The 210-nt window shown below is 66.7% G+C and carries 1 pseudogene; it reads left to right on the top strand.

The window, feature by feature from the left end:
* Nucleotides 1-57 precede the first annotated feature (57 nt).
* A pseudogene (locus KUM44_RS47395) lies at nt 58-210 on the top strand (transposase); the annotation flags it as partial.

Below are 210 nucleotides of genomic sequence, written 5' to 3' on the forward strand. Positions count from 1 at the left end.
CAAAGCGTGGTGTCGGTATGGGCTGACGGTCCATGATCCCTGCGGTATGCCGACTGCATGAGGTATGCGCAAGGGGGCGGGCTGACCGACGAACGGCGGGCCTTCCGCGAGCAGTTGCGGTTGGAGGCGGCCGAGCGGTTCAGGCAGGGCGACGAGAACACGGTCATCGCTCACGACCTGCGGGTCAGCGTCCGGTCGGTACAGCGTTGG

The sequence above is a fragment of the Streptomyces sp. AC550_RSS872 genome (genome assembly GCF_019049285.1).
GTDB lineage: Bacteria > Actinomycetota > Actinomycetes > Streptomycetales > Streptomycetaceae > Streptomyces.